Source organism: Streptomyces sp. NPDC087844 (assembly GCF_044742785.1).
Taxonomy (GTDB): domain Bacteria; phylum Actinomycetota; class Actinomycetes; order Streptomycetales; family Streptomycetaceae; genus Streptomyces.
The window spans coordinates 219,667-239,763 of sequence record NZ_JBIUVD010000014.1; the positions used below are offsets into that span (position 1 = coordinate 219,667).

Annotated in this window: 14 protein-coding genes and 1 pseudogene; 5 read left to right on the forward strand and 10 right to left on the reverse strand. The window is 70.5% G+C overall.

The window, feature by feature from the left end; translation table 11 throughout:
• Positions 1-170: 170 nt before the first annotated feature.
• Complete coding sequence (locus tag ACIOKD_RS26240) at positions 171-1,352, reverse strand: nuclear transport factor 2 family protein (protein ID WP_402088648.1); 1,182 nt, start codon at positions 1,350-1,352, stop codon at positions 171-173.
• Positions 1,353-1,447: 95 nt separating this feature from the next.
• Between ACIOKD_RS26240 and ACIOKD_RS26245 the strand changes: the two genes are divergently transcribed.
• Positions 1,448-2,344 carry a LysR family transcriptional regulator gene (locus ACIOKD_RS26245; RefSeq protein WP_402088651.1) on the forward strand — a complete coding sequence of 299 codons (897 nt, stop codon included), beginning with the start codon at positions 1,448-1,450 and terminating at the stop codon, positions 2,342-2,344.
• A 73-nt stretch (positions 2,345-2,417) separates the two neighbouring features.
• On the opposite strand, the gene ACIOKD_RS26250 is transcribed toward ACIOKD_RS26245, so the two are convergent.
• From ACIOKD_RS26250 to ACIOKD_RS26280, 7 genes are all read right to left on the reverse strand, one after another.
• Positions 2,418-3,098 carry a hypothetical protein gene (locus ACIOKD_RS26250; protein ID WP_402088653.1) on the reverse strand — a complete coding sequence of 227 codons (681 nt, stop codon included), beginning with the start codon at positions 3,096-3,098 and terminating at the stop codon, positions 2,418-2,420.
• A 138-nt stretch (positions 3,099-3,236) separates the two neighbouring features.
• A complete protein-coding gene (locus ACIOKD_RS26255) occupies positions 3,237-5,132 on the reverse strand; it encodes a DUF2264 domain-containing protein (RefSeq protein ID WP_402088753.1) in 1,896 nt (631 codons plus the stop codon).
• A 2-nt stretch (positions 5,133-5,134) separates the two neighbouring features.
• Positions 5,135-6,115 carry a hydroxyacid dehydrogenase gene (locus ACIOKD_RS26260; RefSeq protein WP_402088756.1) on the reverse strand — a complete coding sequence of 327 codons (981 nt, stop codon included), beginning with the start codon at positions 6,113-6,115 and terminating at the stop codon, positions 5,135-5,137.
• A 62-nt stretch (positions 6,116-6,177) separates the two neighbouring features.
• Complete coding sequence (locus ACIOKD_RS26265; RefSeq protein WP_402088656.1) at positions 6,178-7,041, reverse strand: carbohydrate ABC transporter permease; 864 nt, start codon at positions 7,039-7,041, stop codon at positions 6,178-6,180.
• The gene (locus tag ACIOKD_RS26270) at positions 7,038-8,024 is read right to left on the reverse strand and encodes a carbohydrate ABC transporter permease (protein ID WP_402088660.1); all 987 of its coding nucleotides are present in this window, start codon (positions 8,022-8,024) and stop codon (positions 7,038-7,040) included. The genes ACIOKD_RS26265 and ACIOKD_RS26270 overlap by 4 nt, the downstream gene beginning before the upstream one ends.
• A 26-nt stretch (positions 8,025-8,050) precedes the next feature.
• On the reverse strand, positions 8,051-9,382 hold the full coding sequence (locus ACIOKD_RS26275; protein ID WP_402088663.1) for an ABC transporter substrate-binding protein: 1,332 nt from the start codon (positions 9,380-9,382) through the stop codon (positions 8,051-8,053).
• Between the two features lie 127 nt (positions 9,383-9,509).
• Positions 9,510-10,622: a substrate-binding domain-containing protein gene (locus tag ACIOKD_RS26280; RefSeq protein ID WP_402088665.1), complete on the reverse strand. Its 1,113-nt coding sequence runs from the start codon at positions 10,620-10,622 to the stop codon at positions 9,510-9,512.
• A 199-nt stretch (positions 10,623-10,821) separates the two neighbouring features.
• Here ACIOKD_RS26280 and ACIOKD_RS26285 point away from each other — a divergent pair, with 199 nt between their 5' ends.
• On the forward strand, positions 10,822-11,028 hold the full coding sequence (locus tag ACIOKD_RS26285; protein WP_402088667.1) for a hypothetical protein: 207 nt from the start codon (positions 10,822-10,824) through the stop codon (positions 11,026-11,028).
• 3 nt (positions 11,029-11,031) lie between these two features.
• Here the strand turns inward: ACIOKD_RS26285 and ACIOKD_RS26290 are convergent.
• A pseudogene (locus ACIOKD_RS26290) lies at positions 11,032-11,290 on the reverse strand (DUF2236 domain-containing protein); the annotation flags it as partial.
• A 401-nt stretch (positions 11,291-11,691) separates the two neighbouring features.
• Between ACIOKD_RS26290 and ACIOKD_RS26295 the strand changes: the two are divergent.
• Positions 11,692-12,120 carry a hypothetical protein gene (locus tag ACIOKD_RS26295; RefSeq protein ID WP_402088669.1) on the forward strand — a complete coding sequence of 143 codons (429 nt, stop codon included), beginning with the start codon at positions 11,692-11,694 and terminating at the stop codon, positions 12,118-12,120.
• 178 nt (positions 12,121-12,298) lie between these two features.
• On the opposite strand, the gene ACIOKD_RS26300 is transcribed toward ACIOKD_RS26295, so the two are convergent.
• Positions 12,299-15,592 carry a LamG-like jellyroll fold domain-containing protein gene (locus tag ACIOKD_RS26300; RefSeq protein ID WP_402088671.1) on the reverse strand — a complete coding sequence of 1,098 codons (3,294 nt, stop codon included), beginning with the start codon at positions 15,590-15,592 and terminating at the stop codon, positions 12,299-12,301.
• Between the two features lie 377 nt (positions 15,593-15,969).
• On the opposite strand from ACIOKD_RS26300, the gene ACIOKD_RS26305 reads away from it, so the two are divergent.
• Together ACIOKD_RS26305 and ACIOKD_RS26310 are read left to right on the forward strand one after the other, a co-directional pair.
• On the forward strand, positions 15,970-16,854 hold the full coding sequence (locus ACIOKD_RS26305; RefSeq protein WP_402088673.1) for an endonuclease/exonuclease/phosphatase family protein: 885 nt from the start codon (positions 15,970-15,972) through the stop codon (positions 16,852-16,854).
• A gap of 320 nt (positions 16,855-17,174) precedes the next feature.
• Entirely contained in the window at positions 17,175-19,952 is a 2,778-nt protein-coding gene (locus ACIOKD_RS26310; protein WP_402088676.1) for a glycosyl hydrolase, read from the forward strand.
• Positions 19,953-20,097 lie beyond the last annotated feature (145 nt).

Genomic DNA, 20,097 nt, shown 5'->3' on the forward strand with positions numbered 1-20,097 from the left:
CACCGCGCCGCCGCCCAGGGTCCGGCCCGAGCAGCCGGACGGGCCCGCGTGCGCCCATGACCGGGGCCCGCAGGTCACCCTCCACCCACCCGTACCCGTACCCGTACGCCGCCGGTCCGGCACGCCTCGGGTGTGGTGATGTCGGGCTGAGGCACAGGGCTTGCGGCCCTTCAGGAGTGCCGGTGGTACGCCTTGTTGGCGATGCGCCAGCGGTCGTCGACGCGGGCCAGCAGGAAGACGTCGGTGAAGGTGTCCGCGCCGTGCCGGAGCGTCATCGTCGCGGTCGCGACGGTGCCGTGGACGTCGACGGTGTCGATACGGCGGGAGCGGGCCGGTTCGTCCGGCGCCGGCCGGCCGTGGAAGAGAGCGCAGTACTCGTCCAGGGGCCAGGAGACGAACACACCGTCCCGTACGCCCTCGATGTGGGCGGTGGGGAGGAACGCGGCGCGGAAGTGGCCGGGGTCGCCGGTGGCGTGTCCACGTATGTAGGCGCGGAGCGGGGCGAGCACGGCGTCCGCCACCGCCGGGGCCGTGGCGGCTACGGCGATGTCGGTCTCCGGGCCGCCGGGGGTGCCGGCCAGGCCGGGGACGCAGCGCAGCGGGGTGTCCGAGGCGATGGCCAGCAGATTCATGTCCTTGGCCAGCGCTTCGATCGTGAAGTCGGCGGTGCCGGTGGCCGTGCCGACAGCTGTGGCAGCGGCCGGTGCACCGTCGAGAAAGGATCGTTTGCGAGCTACGAGCCCGCCGAGGTGGCCGAGTTCGAGAATGTCCAGGGTCTGGGTGCGGGAGAGGCCGAGGGCGTCCGCCTGCTGCAGTGAGTCGCGCAGTGCGAGGACGGCTCCGGCGAGGCTGCTGTTGGCGATCAGCTTGAGTGCGGCGGCGGTGGAGGCGTCGTCGACGTGTCGCACGGTGCCCAGCGCCTCCAGAACCGGTCGGACTCGACCGAGCGTTCTCGGATCGGCGGCGGTGAGGATGCGCAGGGTACCCGCGGTGACCGCGGGTACGGAACCGAGTACGGGCGCGTGGATGTAGGAGGCGCCGAGGCGTTGGGCCAGTTCGGAGGCCTCGGCCGGGGCGACGGTGCTGAGGTTCACCACCACGGTGTCGGTGCGCAGCGAGTCCTGGACGGTGTCGAGGACCTGTCGGCAGGCCGGGCCGTCGAACAGTGCGAGGAGTACGAGATCGGCCTTCGCCACGGCCTCGTTCGGATCGCCGGTCGTGTCGAAGGAAGCCGAAGTGCGCCCCGAGCGGGTCCAGCCGAGGACATGCAGGCCCTGAGCGGTGAGTCGTGTGGCGACGGCTTCGCCCATGCGCCCCAGACCGAGGACGGCGATCGTGTGCTGTGGGGTCATGCCTGTCACCGTGGTTCACCGCGCGGTCTGCGACAAGCGCGGATCCAGCGGACCTGCCCTGCGGCAAGCGCATACCACCTGGTCATACTGTTCCCATGGATCTGACGGTGTGGCGGACTTTTATGGCGGTGTGCCGGCTCGGGTCGCTGTCGGCCGCCGCCGCCGAACTCCATCACACGCAGTCGGCCGTCTCCCGGCAGATCGCCGGCCTTGAGCGGCAGCTCGGCGTGCCTCTGATCGAGCGTCATGCGCGCGGCGTGCGTCCGACGCCCGCCGGCGAGGTGTTCCGGGGCCACGCCCTGGCCACGCTCAACGAGGCAGACCGCGCCGTTCGCGCCGTACGAGACGTGCGCGACGGGGTCGCCGACCGACTGCTGGCGATCGGCGCACCCCCCTCCCTGGCCGCGGGGCTCGTCCCCGAGGCCGTCCGGAGCCTGCTGGAGCTGACCGGACCCGCGCGGTGGAGCCTGCGGCCCGGCCTGAGCGCACACCTGCACCACCGTGTGATCAGCGGCGATCTCGACATCGCCGTCGTCACCGACGCGCCGCCCGGCCTGCCCCATGACCCGCGGGTCGACCGGCGCTTCCTGGGCCTCGACCACATGGTCGTCGTCCTGCCCGTCGGCCATGCGCGGGCCGGAGCAGCGCCGGTGCGCATACAGGCTCTGGCCGACCAGACCTGGGTCGAGGACAACGACGGCTCGGCGGCGCTGCTGCGCCGGCACGCCGCCCGTGCCGGAGTCGCCGCCCGCATCGACCTCGCCGCGGCCGATCTGCCCGGAAAGCTGGCCCTGGTCGCGACCGGCCACGCCATCGCGCTGATTCCCGGGGTACTGACATGTGCGCTGCGATCCGACGTCACCACCGTGTCCCTGGTCGATCCTCCGACCCGCGACATCTACACGGTCACACCACGGCGCGACCCCCACCCCTCCGCGGCGCTCCTCCACGACCGACTCGCCGCGGCCTTCGGCGCACTTGGCACGAGCTGAACCCGACGCGCTGAACCGCACGAGCGACCCCCACCGTGCCGCAGACGGCCGGAGAGCGGTGAGCGTCGGCGCGTCAGTTCCAGAGCGGCGGCTGGAACAGCTCGCTCAACCGGGCTCCCGCCGCCCAGCGTTCGAGCGCGGCGCCGTCGAGGAGCCGGGTGTCACCCTGGCGCTGGGCCCACCGGACATCCCGCTCCCTGAAAGCCCCCCGGTGCACCACCAGTTGGAGACGCGGGCCCGACGCGCCCCGGCGGGTGCGGGGGTCGGGGAGAGCCTCGTCGGGCAGCGGCTCCGCCACCGGCCGGAACGCCACGTCGAGTTGCCTGCCCGCCGAGTCCCGCGCGTACAGCCGCGGCCGGTCCGGTGCCGGCAGCAGCCGCACCCGCCAGCCGTCCCTCCGTAACATCCGCGCCACCGCCAACGCCAGCCCCTGCACGTCCAGTTCGCGCAACTCGTCCGCGGTGTAGCGCCCGCGCCGACGGCGGGCGCCCGGGCGCCGGCGCCGGATCTCCACGGCGACCACGAGGGACAGGAGGCCGACACCGGCGACCGGCACGACGGGCCCGGCCACGCGGTATCCCACGGCCAGACCGGCGACCACCGCGCACACGAGCACGACCGCACCGGCGAGACCGGGCAGGACATCACGGAACCTGGGCCCGTAGAGGCCCTGGTCCCGCAGCCGCCGCACGGTGTGCCGCCTGCTGGAGAAGGACGATCGGGGCGGGCCGGACGTCCACGACAGGCGTGCCACAGTGCCAGTCCCCCCAACGCCGCAGTAGCCGTCCTTGGGGAGAGCAATACCCAGCGTGCGGCCATATGCCCCCGACGGCGGAGGGAATCCGGCCAGGTACCCCGGCGCACGGGAGCACCGGACGGTGCACACGGCGGCCTAACTCCTCTCGTGCGTCACCCGGATCGGGTCGAACGACACGCGCGTGCAGGCGCCGCCGTCCGCCCAGATCACCTCGACACCGGCGCCGTCGGCCACCACGTGCGTGACGGCGTCCGCGAGCGGGCGGGGTCCCGGTTCGCCGGTGAGGGCCGCCAGGCAGACATGGACGGAGGTGCCGTCCGCCTCGCCGACCAGACGGGGCAGCCGCGCCCAGGGCACGTACGCGGTGCCCTGCGGGGCGCGGACCGTCTCCGGCTCGGGACTCCAGCCGTGCAGACCGTGCAGCGCCGAGACCAGGGGTTCAAGGGGACCGGTCGCCCACCCGGTGTGCGTGAGACGCGCCCCGGCAGGCGCGCCCACCACGCGATGCACCCGCAGTTCGTACGGGCCCCGCGCCACCGTCACGCTCTCCACCCGCAGCCCCGGAACCATCGGAGGGCCGCCGGCGAAGACGGGCCGGTGCCAGGACGCCGCCCACCCCCACCCGTCGCCGTGTCCCGCGCCGAGCGGGTGGATACGACGCCGCACACTGCGACGGCCGCCGACCTCGACCGACAGGTGGTTGTCCGCGATGTTCCCGGCCGCGGTCGGCCCGGTCCGGGTCGAGTAGGCCTGCCGGCCGTAGTGCGGGTCGTCCCCGTCGGCCGACTCCGCCTCATGCGGCCGCACATGGTCACTGCCGTGATTGTGCAGCCGTACGATCCCGTCCTCGCGCGTCGCCTGTACGAGCAGTCCGGGCGCGGCCAGGGCCAGCACCCGGTCGGCCTCCTCCACCGGCGCGGCCTCCTCCGTAGCGGTCCACAGCGGATGGTCGGCGGGCGCGAGAAGGGAGACGAACGCTTTCGACGCCCAGTAGGGCGAGGCCGGGCCGGAGTACGACTGCAGGGTGGCCTCGTGCGGGCCGTACCAGCCAAGACTCAGCAGGCCGTCGTCGGTCAGCGCCCCGCGGTCGAGGAAGTGGCGCAGGCTTCCGCTGACCAGACGGCGCGAGGCACCGGGCGTCAGCGGCGTGTGGCCGGTCAGGGAACCCAGGCCGACGGCGGCGGACGCGGCGAAGCGGTAGGCGAGCGACCGGCCGAAGTGCATCGGCGCCCCGTCCGCGCCGAACATCAGCCCGAAGCCGTCCAGGTGCTCGCGCAGCCGGTCGCCGTACCGGGCGAGGAGCGCCGCGTCGCCGGCGAGGTGGGCGTCGAGGACCGGGTACAGGTGCAGTGCCCAGCCGTTGTAGTGGTCGAAGGCGCGCCCGTCCCCGTCGGCGTACCAGCCCTCGCCCCGGTACCAGCCCTCCATCAGCTCCAGCGCCCGCTGCTGTACGGCGGCCGTCCCGGTGTCGCCACGGCCCACCGACTCCAGGAACCCGGCGACCGTGTACGGGAAGAGGTACCAGTTGTTCGGCGCGGGCACGTGCCGCAGTGATCCGCGCAGCCACTCCTCGACCCGGTCCTGGACCCCGGCGTCGAGATGCTTCCAGAGCCAGGGCGCCGTCAGCCGCAGACCGAGGGCGACCGACGCCGACTCGACCATGGGCTGACCCTGGACGTCGTGGTCGAGGATCAGCGGCCAGGACTCGGTGTCGTCGCGGCCCGGGGAACGGGTGCCCGAGGCCAGACCTTGCGCGTAGCGCTCCAGCCAGCCGTGCGGGTCCTCGCCACCGGCGCCCGCGACCCGGAAACCGGCCGCGAGGAACGTCCGGGCGAAGCCCTCAAGACCGTCGGAGCGCACCCCCGAACGCGACGGCCGTCCCGGCAGGTCGAGCAGGGCGTGGCCCGGCGTGCTCCAGCGCCACGCGGCGGCCAGCAGACCGTCCGCGACAGCCTCCCAGTGGGCACGGGTGCAACCGGTGTACGGGCTCGACGCACGGTCCTCGGGGGGGAGTTCGAAAGGGATGCGGATGCTCATGCCAGGAACGCCAGCCTTTCGCGTCGTACGGGGTGGAGGAAGCCGGTGCCGGACGCCCAGCGGGCGGTCTCGGCGAGCGCGAGGTCGGCCAGTCGGCGCCACTCGTTGCCCTGGGAACCTGCCAGGTGAGGTGTGATCAGCGCGTTCTCGCAGGTCCACAGCGGGTGGTCGGCCGGCAGCACCTCGGGGTCGGTGACGTCCAGCACGGCCCGGATCCGGCCCGCGAGGACGGCGTCGGTGAGTGCCTCCTGGTCGACGACGGCTCCCCGGGAGGTGTTGATGAGCATGGCTCCGGCCGGCATCGAGTCGATCAGAGCGCGGCCGACCAGGCCCCGGGTGGTGGGCAGCAGCGGGGTGTGCACGCTGACGGTGTCGCAGCGGGCGAACAGCTCCGCCAACTCCACACGCTTCACGTCGAGTTCGGCGGCATCCGCGTCACTGACGTACGGGTCGTGGAGCAGGACCTCGATGTCGTGCGGACGCAGCAGCTCGACGACCCTGCGGCCGATCAGCGACGCGGAGAGGACGCCGACGGTGCTGCGGTAGTTGCCGACGGTGTCCGGGGTACGCAGCCAGTCGTCCCTCCGCCGCGACGCGGTGAAGTCGCGGGCGCGCTCCAGTACCTGTTTGCCGGCGAGCAGGATCATGGCGAGGGTGTACTCGGCGACCGGCAGGGCGTTGGCGGCGGCGGCGGAGGACACCTCGATCCCGCGCTCCCAGCACGCGTCCGTGACATGGCCGCGCACGCTGCCCGCGGTATGCACCACGGCCCGCAGCCGCGGCGCGGCACGCAGTACCTCCTCGTCCAGGACCGGGCAGCCCCAGCCGGTGACCAGCAGGTCGACGTCGGCCAGGAGCGACTTCGCCCGTGGCGTCGACAGGTCGTCCAGCACCGGGGGAGGGGCGAGGTCGCAGACCCGGCGGAAGGCGTCGAGCGACGCGCTGTCGAGGACGGCCGCGGCGGCGTCCTGGGACATGGCGAGGGCGGCACGGGGCCGGAAACCGGGGCCGGGGCCCCTTGTCGAGCGGGCGTGCGAGGTCACTTGACGGCTCCGGCGGTCAGCCCGCTGCGCCAGAACCGCTGGAGCAGGACGAAGGCGAGGATGAGGGGCAGCACGGCGAGCAACGATCCCATGATCACCACCGGGTAGTACTCCGGCGACACGGACGCCGAGCTGTTCCACTGGTACAGGCCGAGGCTGACGGGATACAGGTCCTGGTCGGACAGCATCACCATGGGCAGGAAGAAGTTGTTCCAGATCGCGGTCAGCTGGAAGAGGAAGACGGTGATCAGACCCGGGCCGAGCATCCGCAGACTCACCCGGACGTACGTGGTCAGTTCGCCCGCCCCGTCCACCCGCGCGGCCTCCAGCACCTCGTCGGGTACGTACCCCCGGCTGAAGACGCGGCCGAGATAGACGCCGAACGGATTGAACAGCACCGGGATGAACACGGCCCAGAAGGTGTTGACCAGACCGGCCTCGGAGGCCATCAGGTACAGCGGCAGCGCGAGGACCGTCTGCGGCACCATGACCGCCGCGAGGACCAGGCCGAACAGCTTCTCCTTGTGCGGGAAGCGGTACTTGTCGAAGGCGTACCCGCAGGCCACGCTCAGCAGCGCGCCGACCGCGGCGCCGAGGACGGCGTACAGCAGGCTGTTGAGGTACCAGCGGCCGTACAGCCCGCCGTCCATCGCGAACAGGTCCTGGAGATTGCGTACGGGGGAGAAGCCGCTCACGGAGAGCAGGTCGCTGCTGAACAGGGCGTCCCGGTCCTTGGTGGCGGCCAGCACCAGCCACAGCACGGGCAGCAGGGTGTAGAGGACGGAGACCGCCACGACCACGTTGACCGTCGCCCGCCCCAGCAGACGAGGGCGCAGGAAGGAACTGCCGGTGGTGCTCATCGGGCCTCCTCGGCGTCGGCACGGCTGGTGAAGCGGGTGACGCCGTAGGACAGCGCGATCGTGCACACCAGCAGCACCACCGAGGCGGCTGCCGCCAGGCTGTAGTTGTTGCGGGTGAAGGCGGCGTCGTAGATGTACATGCTCGGCGAGAAGCGGGAGCTGATCATGGGGGAGGACTGGCTGAGCAGCATCGGCTCGGTGAAGAGCTGGAGCGCCCAGATCAGGGTGAAGATCGCCACCATGACGATCGAGGCGCGTACCAGCGGTGTCTTGACCTGGAGCGCCGTGCGCACGGGTCCCGCGCCGTCGACCACGGAGGCCTCGATCACCTCGCGGGGTACGGCCTGCAGAGCGGCGTAGAAGACCACCATGTTGTAGCCGAGGTTGCTCCACAGGGCGATGTTCACGATGGACGGGACGACGGCGTGGATGCCGAGAAAGTCGATTGTGATGTCCGCGCGGGCGAAGAGGTCGATGATCGGGCTGATGCCCGGGGTGTACAGGTACAGCCAGATCAGTGCGGCGATGATGCCGGGCACGGCGTGCGGGAGGAACAGGCCCAGTTGCGCGAGGGCGCGCAGCCGGACCACCCCGGAGTCCAGCAGCAGGGCCAGCGCCAGCGCCCCGACGACCATGAGCGGGATGTAGATCAGGCAGTAGAGCGCGACCGTGCCGAGCCCGCCGAGGAAGGTGGGGTCGGTCAGGACGGCCGCGTAACCGCGCAGTCCGACGAAGACGGTGTTCTCGGGGCCGAAGCCGAGCCCCGGCTGGTCGTCGCTGTAGAAGCTGAGATGGACGGCCGTGCCGACGGGGATCAGGAAGACGGTCGTCAGCAGGACGAAGAACGGCCCCATGAGGACGGCGACCGCGCCGAACCGACGGCGTTTGGCGGTCCGGCGGGCACGCCGGCCGGCGGCGGAGAGGGCCGGGTCGCCGGCGCGTGACGCGTCGGTCGGCACCCGGGTCTGAGCGGTGGTGGTCATGCGGTGTCACCTGCCTTCTCGTCAGCTCAGGTGGAGCGCTGGGTGGTGGACAGGCCCAGGGCCTTGAGATCGGGCATGGTGCCCTCCTGCGCGGTGCGCAGGGACCCGGTCAGCGATCCCTGGCCGCCGCCGACGCGGGCGAAGGAGTCCTGCATGACCCGCTGGGTGGCGCTCATCCGCGGCCCCCACAGCCAGCCCTCACCGATCTTCTCCGCCTCCTGTTCGTACAGGCGGTAGATGTCCTGCCCGCCGTAGTACGAACGGTCGAAGGCCTTGCGGCCCACGGCGACCAGGCCGGGGGCGGCCGGGTACTGACTGCTGGTGCCGCTGGCGAGGCGGGCGCGCAGGGCGTCGGGGTGGGAGACCTGCCACTCGATGAACTCCATCGCGGCCTCGGGACGGTGGCTGTCCTTGGTGATGGCGAACGTCGACCCGCCGTGCGTGCCGACGGAGGGGCTGCCGGTGTCCCACTGGGGGAGCGGGGCGATCCGCCACTGGCCCTTCTGCCCGGGCCGCGCGTTCATCTGCGCGCCGGCGTCCCAGGCGCCGCTGAGCCGGGTGAGGACCAGCCCGGTGCCGATCTGCGCGTCGGACTGCCTGCTCTCGACCGCGTTCACGAACACGTCGTCCCGGTCGATGAGCCGCTGCCAGTACTCCGCGACGCGCCGGGAGGGCGCGTCGGCGAGGGAGACGTTCCAGGCTCCCTCGGAAGTGTCGAACCACTGGGCGCCGGCCTGCCAGGCGTAGGCCGCGAACTGCGTCATCCCGTCCGTCGGGAACAGCACGAGCCGCCGGTCGGAGGCCTTGCGGCGCACGGTGCGTGCCTGCTCGGCGAACTCGTCCCAGGTGCGCGCCACGTGGAGGCCGTACCGGTCGAAGAGGTCGGCGCGGTAGTGCATCACCATGGGTTCGACGTCCAGCGGGACGCTGAACACCCGCTTGTCGAAGGTGGTCTGGGCGAGCGCCTGCGGCAGCAGTCTGCGGCGCAGGGAGTCACTGACGAGATCGGTGATGTCCCGGGCGACCCCGTCGATGGCGAACCCCGGCACCTGCGGATACTCGATGGTCGCGACATCGGGCGCGTTGCCCGCGCGGGCGGCGTTGCTGAGCTTGGCGTAGCCGCCCTGCCCGCCGGAGGGGATCTGCTGGAAGTCGACCCGCACATTGTCGTGCGTGCGGTTGAAGGCGTCGACCACCTCCTGGCTGCCGCGCAGGGCGGACCAGAAGGTGATGCGTGTGGTGCGGCCCGTGCCGGCCGACGAGGCTCCGTTCCCTCCGCTGCAGGCGCCCACGGCTCCTGTCAGCGGTACGGCGGCCATCGCGGCGAGCACGGACCGACGATCGGGTCGTCCGGGCATGGCGCCTCCCGCGGCTCCTGCATGTCCACGTCCCTGCGGACACGACTGTTCGGGTCACGGGAATCCTCATCGCTCTCGACCCAAACGGTCAATAGAGCGATCAGAAGAAAACAAAACGCTCAAACGCTCACTCGTCCGAGGTGCTGACCTCGCCAGTGCCGTCGACCCGCCGTGTCGAGCCGCGCACCATCAGCCGCGGAAGCAACTCGACGCGGCGCGCGGGCTGTTGCCCGCCCTCCCGGAGTCTCTGCGTCAACAGTTCGGCGGCGGCCCGGCCGACCTCCGCCTTGGGCGGGGACACCGCTGTCAGGGGAGACGTGGCCAGCGCGGCCACCACGTCGTCGTACGCCACGACCGAGCAGTCCTCGGGCACCCGCACCCCGTCGTCCGTCAGCCTCTGCACGACCATCAGCGCGTCCACGTCGCTGTGCAGCACCACCGCGGTCGCCCGCGTCCTGCGCAGCAGCCGCGGCAGCTCCGCCGTCTCGTCCGCGGTGTACGGCCCTTCGCGCCCCGCCTGCTTCGAGATCAGCGCCCACGCCCACTCCTCAAGCAGCGGATGTGCCCCGGCGATGCTCGTGAAAGCGGCCCGCAGTGTGCGTGCCGTCGGACTGTCCTCCCGGGTCGCGAACACGATCCGCCGATGGCCGAGTCCCACCAGGTGCTCCACGGCGAGGTGCGCGCCGTACCAGTGGTCCGAGCACACCGAGTCCACGGTGTGCGCCAGGCTGCCCTGCCACGGCCGGCGCTCCATCAGCACCGTGGGCACCTCCAGCGCGGCCAGCCAGCCGTGGTCGGCCCGCTCCGCCGCCGCGGTGTGCCATCGGGGCGCGAGCAGCAGACCACGGGCGCCGTCGGCCAGCGCCCGCTCCACCAGCGGGCGTTCGGCGCCGGCCACCTGGGGGGCGATGTGCAGGGCCATGCGCATCCCCGCCTCCTCCAGTGCCGTGCGGGCGCCGTGCAGCGTCTCGGTCAGGTACGAGTGTCGTTCCGGCACCACGACGGCCACCCGGTCGCCATGGGCCAGGTCCTTCCTGGGGATCTCCTGCGCGGGCAGCGTCGAACGGACGACGCCGTGTCCGCGGCGGAGTCTGCCCTCGCGCGTCAGCTCCTCCACGTCCCGGCGCACCGTCACCACCGAGACCTGCAACTCGTCGGCGAGGTCCCGGACCCGCGCGGCCCCACGGGCCTGGACCGCAGCGAGAATGCGCTGACGCCTGCGGTCGACCGGCTCTCGCACCTTGCCCCACCTCCGGAATGTTCGTTTGAGCGATCCGGCCCAGCATAACGATCGCTGCCCGCGGCGCTCGGGCGGACGTGGCACGAGAGACGCAGGACACGCAGGACACGCAGGACATGGAGCGGGTCGGCCGGAACACCGAGGCACACGTGCCCCCTCCGGCGACCGATGAGAGACGACCGACTCGAAAGGCTCACGTATGTCCCGAGCACACCGCCGTACTCGTACCGCGCTCGGCGCGCCCCTGGCAGCAGCGGTGCTGCTGGCCGGAGGATCAGGCGCGACGGCCCTCACCGGGGCTTCCGCCCGGGCGGCCACCGGGTCCGCGGACGCGCAGGACGGCTTCAACGGCGACGGCTACGCCGACCTGGTCGTGGCGGCCCACTTCGGGGCGTACCTGCGCTGAGCGTCAGTGAGGCACTGTGGCGGCGGGCGGAGTCCACCGCTGGGCGCGACGCACCGTGTCGGAGACGCCATAGTTCCTTTTCAGCTGTTCGGGGATGGGGGTAGTGCATGACGCGTCCGCGGGTGAGGGAGGAGAGTTCGAGGACCGTGGTGAGGTGGCCGAGGCGGTCCAGCGCCCACGCACCGAGAGGTGAGCGGTCCTCGATGGTCTCCAGCACACCGAGAAGGCGGGGCACGGCCTTGACGACCGTGTCCCACGGGGTGGCGGCCGCGTCGGTGGTCGGGCGCGCCTTCGGGCGTCCCACGCGCTGCGGAGCTCCGCGTCGAGACGAGTACGCCGGGCGACGTCGTCCAGGCACTCCTTCAACGCCTCCACCGTGCGCCCGCCGCCCGCGTCCGCGATGTCTTCGACAACGGTCCGGGTCAACGGCGCGCCGCCGGGGCCGCTCAGCGATTCCAGCCCGGGCCGCGCGCCGAGATCGCGCCACGCACTGTCGATGACCATGGCACGCGGACGGCGCTCGTCGGTCGGCGGCGACTGGCTCGGGGACGGCATGGCCCGGGATTACGTGGTGGTGGAACAAGCGGTCGAACCTGGGATCGGTAGGAGATCCCCCGTCCCTACTGTCCAGGTCAGGGCCAGGACGAGAAGGGAAGGCACAGCATGGGGATCTTCGGGAAGCGCCGTAGGAGCCGCGAGGAGCGGGCCGCCGAGATCGTGGGGCAGGTGGCCGAGGGCAAGAATTTCTACGGGCGTGCCACGCGGGCGTTCCTCGGCAGCGAGGACTTCAGCACGGTGCAGCAGTCGATCGGTGCGTACAACTCCGGTGTGAACGTGCAGCAGTTGCCGGCCATGGGAGTGCCGACGATCCCCGCGGTCGTGGTGTCGATCGGTGACACCGGCAAGCTGGTCAATCTCGACCCGGTCGTGGACCTGGTCGTCCAGCCGTCCGGCGCGGCCACCGACCCGGTCCCGCTCCGGACCATCGCCTCCAAACTGCGTATACCGCGCACCGGCGACCAGGTGCTGCTGATCGCCGACCCCGCCCGACCGGGCGGCTACCTCTACGCCGGGGACGCCGTGACGCCGTGACGCCGTGAGGTACGACCTCGCCTCCGTACCCCTGGTACGGCCGCGCACAGCAGTGGTCCCGGAGACAGGAGGAAGCCTCCCACCACCGGGACCACCACCGGCACCACCACCGGCACCACCACCGGCACCACCACCGGCACCATTACCGGTCCCATCCCACTCGCGTACGCGCTGTCGGCTACGGCTTCTCGTCGCCGTGGATGGCGCTCACCTCCTCGGCGGTGAGCGCCCGGTCGACGGCGTGGACCTCGTCGACCGCGCCGTTCCAGAAGTCGACGTTCGAGCCGTCCCAGTGGGCCCGGCCGACAGTGAGCGGGCCGGTGCTCCCGAGGGCGGCGCCGCCGGTGGTCGTCGCCGCGAGCTTCCCGTCCAGGTACAGCCGGATCTCGTTGCCGGCCGCGTCCCGGACACCCACGAGGTGGTACCAGCGCCCCGTCTCCGCGGCGACGGCCACCTGGGCACGGCGTTCACCGGGGGTGCTGAACGCGAAGTTGCCGTGCCCGTACTGCAGATAGAACGAGTTGGCCGTGGCACGCGTGTCCTGGCTGACGGCCGTGCCGTAGTTGCCGGGGATCCCGTCGAGCCGGACCCAGGCGGACACGGAGTAGCTGCCACTGGTGTCGAGCACCGGCCCCGAGGTCTCCGCGTACTGCTTCTGGCCGTCGAACTTCAGGGCGCTGCCGTTGACTCCGTCGGTCCAGGAAGCACCCTCGCGCAGGCTGAGGGCATTCTTGCCCGGCCCGGTGTCCTCGGCCGTGGTGCCGGTGCCCTCGTCGAGGGTCCAGTGCCCGCCCGTCAGCTTCTGCTTCGTGCCGGCCGCGGCACCGGCCGCGATGACCTTGAGATTGACCTTCCGTACCTCGGCGGCATCCATCTTGATGTCGCGCCGGTCGTACGTGTAGAGGCCGTTGAGCTCGTTCTCCAGGTCGGTGATCTGTGTGTAGACCGAGCCGGACAGTTCGGCGCCGGCCTGCTCGACGTAGAACTTCTCGGTGTTCTCGACGTACTTGCGGGTCAGCTCCGCCTTGGTGGTGACGCCGCTGTAGATCACGGTCGGGGCGCCCGGCCACATGTGGCCGGGGGAGCGCAGGGTGAAGCCGCCGTGCTCGCCGTCCATGGCGGCTCGTTCGTCGTCGGGGAAGGGTGGGTCGTCGTTGTTGTAGTCGTGGTGGTCGATGATGTCGCCCTTGCCCGAATCTCCCTTGGAGTTGCAGCAGTTGACACCGCTGTGGGCGTTGACGACACGGGACGGGTCGGCGGCCTCGACGGACTCGGTGAGACGGCCCGTCTCCTCGCGGTTCCACTCGCCCCAGCCCTCGTTGAAGACGATCCAGCCGATCACGGCGGGGGAGTTGTGGTGCTGGCGCATCATCTCCCGGCCCTGGTCGACGAACGCCTTCTGCCCCGTCTCGTTGGTGATGTTCCCGGAGACGAAGTCCTGCCAGACGAGCAGGCCGAGCTTGTCGGCGTGGTAGAACCACCGCGCCGGCTCCACCTTGATGTGCTTGCGCACCGCGTTGAAGCCGAGCTTCTTGTGCGCTTCGAGGTCGAAGGCGAGGGCGTCGTCACTGGGCGCGGTGTAGAGACCGTCGGGCCAGAAGCCCTGGTCGAGGGTGGCGAGGGAGAAGACCGGCTTGCCGTTGAGGACCAGCTTGTTGAAGCCGCCCACCTTCTCGACGGCGATCTTCCGCATGCCGAAGTAGCTGCGGACCTTGTCGCTCGACCTGCCGTCGGTCAACGTCACGTCGAGGTCGTAGAGGTACGGGTCGTCGGGGCTCCACAGGTGCTGCTTCGCCACCGGAAGGGTGAGCTTCTTGTCGGCCGCGCCACTGACCCTGCCGACGACCTTGCCGTGGACGTCACGGGCGACGGCCTCGACGCGGGCGGCGGAGGAGGCGCCTTCGGAGTCGACCGTCACCGCGAGCGTGCCGGTGTCGATGTCGGGCGTGGTGACGACGTTCTCGATCGCGGCGGGAGCCACGGGCTCCATCCACACGGTCTGCCAGATACCGGAGGTCTGCGTGTAGAAGATGCCGCCCGGGTTCGTGGACTGCTTGCCCATGGGCTGGTCCGCGCCACCGGTGTCGGTGACGGCGACCACGATCTCCTGCTTGCCCGTGCCCTTCAGCGCGTCGGTGATGTCGACGCTGAAAGCGTTGTAACCGCCGGTGTGTTCGGCGACCTTCGTACCGTTGACGTAAATACGGGACTGGTAGTCGACGGCGCCGAAGTTGAGCTTGAGCCGGTTCGAGCGGTTGTCCTTGCCGACCTGCCAGTTCCGGGGCACATCGATGAGCCGCCGGTAGAACATGTGGTCCTCGTGCCGTTCGAGCCCGGACAGCTGCGACTCGACCGGGAACGGCACGGTGATCTTCTCACCGAGGTTCTTGCCGAAGACCGGCTGCTCACCCGCCTTGGCGGCACTGAACTGCCAAGGCCCGTTCAGGTTCTCCCACTTGGACCGCTTCTGCTGCGGACGCGGGTACTCGGGCAGTGGGTGCTTCTTGTCGACCTTGTCGCCCCACTTGGTGGTGAGACGGTGGGTGGAGGCGTTCTCCGCGTACCGGATGACCTTCGGTACGGCCTTGTCGCCGACCGTCAGACCGCCCGCACCGTCGTAGGAGACCCGGACCAGCTGGGCCTTCTGGATCGGCTCCGACAGATTGACGTACAGGGAGGAGGAGTCCCCGGGGACGGACGTGACCGACTTGATCGGCATGGCGGTCGTGTCGGCCTCGACCTTCAGATGGTCCTTGACCGCCTGGAGGCCGCCCACCTTGCCGTCGAACCGGGCGCGCAGCCGCGTCCCGTTCTCGGTGACGGTGTACTCCACCGGGAAGACCTCGAAGTCGGCCGGCGGGGTGAACGCCGACATCGGCACGACCTGCTTGGCCAGCGTCGGCGTCGACCAGCGCAGATACATGTTCGCGCCGCCGGTGTCCTGGAACAGTTCCAGCCGGAACGAGTGCTTCTCGCCCGCGGTCAACTTGACGGCCTGGCTGGTCTGTTCGCGGTCCCAGTCGCCCACCCAGTGGTCGATGACGGGCTCGTCGTCGATGTAGAGGCGGAAGCCGTTGTCGCCGGTGGCGTAGAAGGTGTAGTCACCCGTGGCCGGCGCCTCGATCTGGCCCGTCCAACGGGCCGTGGTGTGCTCCGTCCTGCCGGTCAACTCCTTGAAGGTGTCGGTCAGACCGGAGAAGTTGATCTGCGGGTCGAGCGTCGTACCTCCGAGTTCGGCGAAGTCCCGGGCGCCGGGCGCCGACATGCTGAAGTACTCGCCCTTGAGGCCGTGCGTCACCACGGCGGCCTGGTCGGCGGTGGGTGCCGACGCGACTGCGCTCGTCGACTCCGAAGCCGCCGCGGCGGGCAGCATTCCGCTCGGGGGCAGCACGAGGGCCGCCATGGCGAACAGCGCCAGCACTCTGACTCTGGCTCTGGTCCTGGTCCTGGGGCGGGTGCCGTGTCGTGTCATCGAACCTTTCCTCGCATTGAGGCCGCGACCGCGTCCGACTGCCGGGGCAGGGTTACGGGTGTTCGGGTAGCGGCCTTTCCAACGTTGGAAACCCTCTGCCTGCGGTATGACAACACGCTCTCAGGACCCTGTCCAGACCTCCTGCAGCACTCTGTTGCCCGGCTTCACGGTGAGGAGGTGCCGGGGCGTCACGAAGGCGCCGGACAGGGTGAAATCGGTTGTGGAAGGGGGCGGTCGCCACTCCGATGCTGATCGCGTCGGCTGTGGTGCTCCAGAGGCTCACGCCGGTCCGACAACCGCGTCCCATACCCTCTTCCTTGCGGACGTCAATTGTCATGGGCGTACACGTTCGTGGGCTGTCATGGGCGTACACGTTCATGGGCGTACACGTTGAGGAGGCGATCGTGTTCACGAACCGCATGCGTCTGCTCGCCGGCGTCCTGGTCCTGGCCTGCCTGGTCCTCGTCGGCCCCAGCGGACCGATCGACGGCCCTTTCGCCAGGTCGCCGCGGGGCGAGGCCACCGCGGACGTCGTACCGAACCGCGTCATGACGTGGAACATCTGCAACCCCTGCGGGGAGAACAGTGCCGACCGGGCGGCGGAGATCGCCACGTACGCCCCGCAGATCATCGGCATGCAGGAAGCGTGCGTGCGAGACGTCGAGCGGGTCCAGGACTATCTGGCGAGCCGTTACGGCCTGGTCTACCACGTCGAATACGGGACGGTCCTGCGGAAATGGGGCCGTTGCGGGGGCCTGCCGTGGAACCCGGGGGCCTACGGTCAGGCAGTCCTCTCGGCGGCGCCCATGACCGACCTGGTGCACAGGGAGTACCCGGACGGCGGATCCGAGGACCGTGGGTACATGGCGGTCACCACGACTGTGGCAGGCCAGCCCGTCCGCGTCTTCAACACCCACCTCGCGCAACGACGTCAAGAGGCGGCCCGGGCAGATCAGACCGGCGTACTGGCTGCGGAGATCACACGCTACGACCGCGCGATCGTTCTCGGTGACTTCAACGCCGTGGCCGACGCCCCCGAACTCGCCGCGATATGGAAACTGGCCACGGACGTCGACCCGCGGTGCCGGCCTTCCTCGCCCTACGGCAACTGCAAGCCGACCACCGACTGGCAGAGCAAGTTCGACTACATCTTCCTGCGAGGAATCAGCCCGCTCAAGCACCGTGTTCGTCCGACCCGGTATTCGGACCACCACATGCTGTACAGCGACCTGGACATGAGTCCGGCGCGGAAGAACCGGTGACGGGAGCCGCGACACGACGTACTCCTCCAGCACCACCCGCTGCCCGCCGACACCGCACCCGGCATCACACCCGACACCGTGCCAGGCATCGCACCCGGCGCCGCGCCAGGCCCCGCGTCGGGTGTCGCACCCGGCAGAGGAGCGGGCGGTCGTCTCCGGATCACCGCGCACCCCGTCAAGACGCGAACGCATAACACGCGAGCTCCTGCCATGAACCACGCGTTGTGTTCAATGCATTGACACGTCCATTACAAAGGCTTTACGTTGCGCTCACCTGAGAGCGCTCTCAGACACCCGTCGCATAAGACTTGAGGTGCCGCATGCCATCCCCCCACATCAGGCCGGCAGCCGGGTTGTTCCTGGCCTCAGCCCTTGTCGCCGTGGGCCTGGGCCCGGCCGCCGTACCAGCGGCAGCCGCCACCGTGCCCGTAGGCTCCGGCAGCTACTCCGACACCCGGCCCGCCGGTACGTCGGGCCCCACCACCAACACCGGAGCGCCGGTCACACCCAAGCTGACCGCCACCGCCAAGGACCGGCCCGTCCCCACCAACGACTGGTGGTCCTCCCTCGCCTTCCAGCGTTACGGCGACAACCCGTACTCGACGCCCATGTACGGACACCCCCTCACCTACCAGGCCGCGTCCGGCGGGCTCGACGTCGGCTACCCGACGACCCCCGCGATCGTCGGCGACGGCCGCCAGTACGAGTTCGCCCACAAGCGCGACCTCACCATCGGGCTCACCGGCCTCAACTCGCCCGACACGAAGGCCGACGACTGGTCCGACTGGACGGTCACCCCCCAGTGGTCCGACGGCACCCGCACCCTGCGCACCACGATCGGGCACGGCTCCCCGTTCGTATACGCCAAGGGCACGGGTGGCAACGCCCAGATCAGTACCGCCGGCACGCCCACCGTCTTCGCCGACCAGGGCAACGTCCTCGGCATCACCGTCGCCGGACACCACTACGCCCTCTTCGCACCGACGGGCAGCGACTGGAACGTCGCCGGCTCCACCGTCACCGCGGGTCTCGGCTCCAAGGACTACTTCTCCGTCGCCGTGCTGCCGTCCACCGACGCGCTGGCCACCTTCAAGAAGTACGCCTTCAGCTTCGTCACCGACTCCAAGGCGACCTGGAGTGACACCGGTGGCACCGTCAAAGCCACCTACACGCTCACCACCGAGGCGAAGGAGGGCACCGAGCGCGGCACGCTCCAGGCCCTCTACCGCCACCAGTGGCTGAACACCACGGACGCCCTGACCTCGTACACCTATGTCTCGCCGCGCGGGACCATGAAGGTCCGTGAGTCGGCCTCCTTCACCACGAGCCAGAAGGCGTCGGCGGTGCTGCCCGCACTGCCCAGGTCGAGCGGCGTGGACACGGCCAGACTGCGCGGTTATCTGAACGAGGTCGTGAACGCCGCCGATCCCTTCTCCGGTGCCTCCGACACGTACTGGACCGGCAAGGCACTCGGCCGCCTCGCCCAACTCGTCCCGCTGGCCGACCAGATCGGCGAGACCGGTACCCGCGACAAGCTCCTCGGGCTGATGAAGGGCAAGCTCCAGGACTGGTTCACGGCCGGCGGCGCGAACGAGTTCAGCTACGACAAGGACTGGAAGACGCTCACCGGCTACCCCGCCTCCTACGGCAGCGACACCGAGCTGAACGACCACCACTTCCACTACAGCTACTACGTCTACGCGGCGGCGATCGTCGCCCAGTACGACCAGGGATGGGCCGCCGACTCCGCCTGGGGCGGCATGGTCAAGGCCCTCGTACGCGACGCCGCCAACCCCAGCCGTACCGACACCGCTTACCCCTTCCTGCGCGGCTTCGACGTCTACGCGGGCCACAGCTGGGCCTCAGGACACCAGGGTTTCGCCGCCGGCAACAACCAGGAGTCGTCCTCGGAGTCCACCAACCTGAGCGCGGCCCTCGTTCTGTGGGGCTCCGCCACCGGCGACACCTCGCTGCGTGACCTCGGCACCTTCCTGCTGACCACCGAGTCGGAGTCGATCGCCCAGTACTGGTTCGACGCCGACGAGCAGGTCTTCCCGTCCTCGTTCACCAAGGACACGGCCGGCATGGTCTGGGGGAGCGGCGCCGCCTACGCGACCTGGTGGACCGCCAACCCCGAGGAGATCCACGGCATCAACGTCCTTCCCGTGACCGGTGGTTCGCTCCACCTCGGTGGTGAGAAGGCCGCGATCCGGCGCAACATCGCCGAGATGGAACGGGAGAACGGCGGCCCGGCCGTCGAATGGCGGGACATCCTCTGGGAGTTCCAGTCCCTCGCCGACCCGGGCGCGGCCAAGGCGAAGTGGGACGCGGGCAACGCCGACTACACCCCGGAACAGGGGGAGTCGAAGGCGCACACCTACCACTGGATCAACACCCTCGACACCGTCGGAGCCCCGGACGCCACCGTGACCGGTGACATCCCCACCTCCGCCGTCTTCACCAAGGGCACGACCCGGACGTACGCCGCCCACAACTACGGAGCGTCGGCCCGTACCGTCACCTTCTCCGACGGCAAAACCCTTGCGGTACCGGCCCGTTCCACCGCGAGCGGCACCGGAACCGGTTCGGGGGACCCCGACCCCGACCCGGACCCGCCGACCGGCAACACCTTCCAGCTGCGCACCGGCGGCGCACTGACCACGGCGACCGGCGGCACGGCGGGCAGCGACACCCTCGCCTCCGCCGGCGGCACCAACCACGACGGCACCCCGTACCAGCCGCTCGTCTACGAGGTCGGTGGCGTCGACGGCACACTCACCCCCGGCGCACAGAGCGCGTTCCGGCTCCAGGTGGACGCGGACAGCGCCGTCGGACTCGGCCAACAGGCCCGGATCAGCTATGACTTCACCGGCGACGGAGACTTCGAGCGCACCGAGACGTACACCTACTTCGCGACCGACCCGGTCTCCGGCTGGGAGGAGTACACGCAGGCACGCGGTCTCAAGGCGTCCACGGGCACGGCGGGCGACCTGGACGGCGGCACCGTACGCCTCGAAGTGTGGAACGCCATCGGCAACGGCCCGTCGAAACTGCAGACGGGTACGGACAAGTCGGTGCTGGTCATCCCCTACAGCTGAACCAGTTGAACCAGCTGAACGCCTGCGGCGGGCACTGGCGTCACCCACCTGCCCGCCGCACCGCCGCACCGGCGTGACCGGCGTGACCGGCGTGACCGGCGTGGGATTGTCGCCCCGCGTCGGCCCCCCACCACCTCCCCTCCTA